Origin of the sequence: Mesorhizobium sp. M7A.F.Ca.AU.002.02.1.1, from assembly GCF_003998535.1 — a bacterium.
GTDB lineage: Bacteria > Pseudomonadota > Alphaproteobacteria > Rhizobiales > Rhizobiaceae > Mesorhizobium > Mesorhizobium ciceri.
On the sequence record NZ_RZPB01000619.1, the window covers coordinates 1 to 3,576 of the forward strand.

The following is a 3,576-nucleotide window of genomic DNA, read 5'->3' on the forward strand; positions in this document are numbered from 1 at the left end:
CATTGTTTCTGGTCGCGCCGCCGGCGGCGGCGCTGCGTTGTCATCTTTTGCCCATAACATAGTGCTACCAGCAAGGACGGCGGGTCTCTGGAGGTCGTGATGACTGAGAGCCTTGCCGGCACCCTGAAGAGCCGTGGCAAACAGGCAGCCAAGCGGCTGCTTGGCTATGATTCCCGCAACTGGCTGCGTATCCGCCAGATCGAGGCTTTCAGCCTCTTTCTCGAAGCCAGCAACCGTAAATCCTCCGACGTGATCGAGATCTCGCCCGGCTGGAACCGCTATTGGCGCACAATGTGCTCCAACTACCGCTCTGTCGACTTCCCCGCCTTCGACATCTGCAACGACCGCACCGATGAGCAGTATTCGATCGTCATCGCCGACCAGGTGCTGGAACACGTGCAGCGTCCGCAGGCGGCGGTGCGGAACATCCACGCCATGACCCGACCCGGCGGTTGGGCGATGGTGGCAACGCCCTTCCTGTTTCGCGTGCACGCCAGACCGCACGACTACAACAGATGGACGCCCGCCGGACTCAAGCAGCTGATGGTGGACGGCGGCTTCCCCGAAGCCAACGTCAAGGTCCACGGCTGGGGCAACAAGGCCTGCGCCAGGGCCCATATCGGTGGCCCTGTTCGCGCCTACGGCCTGTGGCGGGATCTCAGTAACGACGAGGAATACCCGCTGATGGTCTGGGCGTTCGCTAAGAAGGGGTGAGTGGTGGAAGCCGCGCTCCATCCCGGTCATAGCCAGGGTGTCTGGCTGGACACTTGACCGGATCCGCCGCCAGTGACCTACTTCGAAATCCGAGGAGCCGTTCGCGAATGGACATTCGAGCCACATTGACGGAGCTTTGCGAGGCCTTCAATGCGCACGATCTGGACCGCATCATGGCGTTCTTTGCCGACGACTGCGTTCTGGAGATGCCAAGGGGGGGCCGAGCCTTGGGGAACGCGCTGCGAGGGCAAGCGCAGCGTACGAGACGCGCTAGCGACGCGCTTTGAGGGTCTGCCCGATGTGCATTACGGCAGTGGACAGCACTTTGCGGACGAGGCTGCCAGCACCGGCATGTCGAAATGGACCCTCACCGGCACCACCCGCGAGGGCGTCAAAAAGGAAGTTCGAGGTTGCGATTTCTACACATTTCGTGACGGAAAGGTGATCCGCAAGGACTCATACTGGAAGATCGTGGAGTAGGGGGTTGGCATTCCTGTCGGATCTTTTCGTTGTCCCGCATTCCAAAACAGGTGGATTACGCGATGCGCGTTTGCATCGCTGCACTCGCCGACGAAATGCCAACCTCAGAATTCCGGAACGCATTCAAAGTAGCTGCCAAGGATGAAACCACCTCCAGCTATTCCATGTCCGGCACGTCGCCACCCGCAAACAGAGTCGTCGGCTCGCCATAAGCCACCGAAGGGTTACCCTCGCGCGACCACGCAATGAGGCCAGCATGCTTGCCGGTTTGCAGGTCGCCGGTCTCATGACGGTGGAAGGCCGTGACCACGATCAGCCTGGTGCTTTCTGTTGGGAGAGTAAACTATTCAACCTGGAGGGTGTTTTTCCGCTGACCAACAGCCGGTTGAAGTTGAACGGCGCAGGGGGAAGCATCTCTGTCATCTCGAATAGAGGCACAGGGCCTTCCGGGTCCGGTGCTTTCTGCTTGGCCTTCAGGTCCGTGATCTCCTCGTCGCGCCGCGCAATCCGGCTTTCCAGATTGGCAATGCGCTCCGCAAGGAAATAGCGCCCCACGGCAAATCCGCCGGCGACGAACAATGCGGCAGACGTAGCAAAGGCCAACGGGTTAGCCGCCACCAGCGCAGAGTTGCTTTGTATGAAAGCGATAAGGTCATGCATGGCTAAAAAGCTCTCCTGTCACGCCGGGAACGATTCAACCTGCCGAGGTCGCGCGAGGGGTCGCAATACCAAGTCTCCTCCGATCAGTTTATGGGCAACTTCGTTTCCCGGCCTCGCCCTGCCGTGCGGAGCGCCGCGAGTGCGTCAGCACAAGCTGCCTCGGAGGTCGTTCCGTTCATCCGCGCTATCCTAGCCGCAGGGCGGGACTTCGCAATGTCCACGCCGGTCATCCTACAACAGGGGGCGTATCGTCGTAGCCAATGGAACCTATCCCCGGATGCCTGGGCTATGGCGAGTATCTGAGTCTCTGGCTCGCGGTTGTAGGCCATCAGCGCCTTCACGGTCTCAAGCGGGCTTTCGTAGCGGGCGACAAGCTTCACCGCTTCAGAGTGCAACTCGGCTTTGACCTCGGCATCGAAGTACATCGTTCCCATCGCGGTTCCTCCTAGCGTGTCGCACGCGTGATGGAGGGAGCACATCAAGTCGCTCCTAAGTTCGCCGTTGAGCAGGTTCATCCCTTTGAGCGCCTTACGTGATGATCGGCATGAGCATGGCAGTTGGCCTTTCCGGCAGGCTCGGGAAGTGAACAGAACGGGAACGTAAATGTCAAGCAAGAATTGACTCGGGCGAGGGGTCAATTCCTATTTTGGCCATGCCGGACGCGGCAGAACTCGGTCGGCTATGTCCTGGCATGCTGCAGCCACCCTCAAGGCGCGGCTCCACTCGGTCCTTAACCCCTAGGCCGGTTGAGCATTGAAGCCAACGTGCCCGCGTTCGACGTCCCCATGCCTTTTACCTCGGAGGCGGCCAGTGGATCGAGGCCAGCAGGGAGTCGTCGAGGATCAATAAACCGAAAGCAGCATTCTGCCAATTTCCCAGCCGATGAATGCTCGCGGCGGGAAGCGGCCGGTCGCTGCAGCCCAGGCGCGCTTCACTCCTCCCGGAATGCTCGCTGAATCTGATCGGCCAGGGGCTTGACGAGATAGGACAGCATCGTGCGGCTGCTGGTCGTGAAGAACACCTCGACCGGCATGCCGGGCGCCAGGGTCAGTCTTTTGAGTCTGGCAAGTTCCGTGCGCGGCAAAACGATATGCACAGTGTAATAACCGGCGCCGGTGCGCTCGTCGGTGCTGAGATCGGCGGAGATCTTGCTGACGCTTCCGTTGAGTTCAGGCGTGGTCCGCTGATTGAAGGCCGAAAGCCGCAGCGTCGCCTCCTGCCCCTGTTTCAGCTGATCGATGTCCTGTGGAGCGACACGGGCTTCGACGGTCAGTCGGTCCGCGACCGGCACGATGAGCATGACCGGTTCGCCCGCAGTGATGACACCCCCAATCGTATGTACGGCAAGCTGAAGGACGACGCCGGCCTGCGGGCTTCGAATGTCGATGCGCTTGAGCTGGTCCTCGGCCGATACCTTGCGTTCGACTAGCTCCGAGAGTTTTGCCTGGACCTCACGCAGCTCCGTGGCGACTTCGCTGCGCAGATCCTGATCGATCTGGATGATCTGCAGGCGGATTTCCGACGTGTGACCTTTCGACTGCGCTATCGCCGCGATCAACTGCCCGTGTTCAGCCTCCAGCCGCACGGCCTCGCGCTCGAGCGCGGTGATGCGATCGATCGAGACCAGCTTGCGCTCCCATAATGTGCGCATGCCCGCGAGCTCGGTTCCGATCAGCTTGATTTCCTGGCTCTTGGCGTCCTTTTGCTCGGTCAGGCCGGAGA

4 protein-coding genes and 1 pseudogene are annotated in these 3,576 nt (G+C 60.7%); 2 read left to right on the forward strand and 3 right to left on the reverse strand.

Features of this window, described 5'->3' with window-relative positions:
• Positions 1 to 99: 99 nt before the first annotated feature.
• On the forward strand, positions 100 to 714 hold the full coding sequence (locus EN879_RS27965; RefSeq protein ID WP_024504651.1) for a methyltransferase domain-containing protein: 615 nt from the start codon (positions 100 to 102) through the stop codon (positions 712 to 714).
• Between the two features lie 173 nt (positions 715 to 887).
• Positions 888 to 1,194 (forward strand): annotated as a pseudogene (locus EN879_RS27970) (nuclear transport factor 2 family protein).
• Positions 1,195 to 1,506: 312 nt separating this feature from the next.
• On the opposite strand, the gene EN879_RS27985 reads toward EN879_RS27970, so the two are convergent.
• From EN879_RS27985 to EN879_RS27995, 3 genes are all read right to left on the reverse strand, one after another.
• Complete coding sequence (locus EN879_RS27985; RefSeq protein ID WP_063170809.1) at positions 1,507 to 1,854, reverse strand: hypothetical protein; 348 nt, start codon at positions 1,852 to 1,854, stop codon at positions 1,507 to 1,509.
• Positions 1,855 to 1,937: 83 nt separating this feature from the next.
• On the reverse strand, positions 1,938 to 2,369 hold the full coding sequence (locus EN879_RS40215) for a hypothetical protein (protein ID WP_244514442.1): 432 nt from the start codon (positions 2,367 to 2,369) through the stop codon (positions 1,938 to 1,940).
• A 416-nt stretch (positions 2,370 to 2,785) separates the two neighbouring features.
• Positions 2,786 to 3,576, reverse strand: a 791-nt coding sequence (locus tag EN879_RS27995) for an HlyD family type I secretion periplasmic adaptor subunit (RefSeq protein WP_127274383.1), incomplete at its 5' end; no start/stop codon positions are given.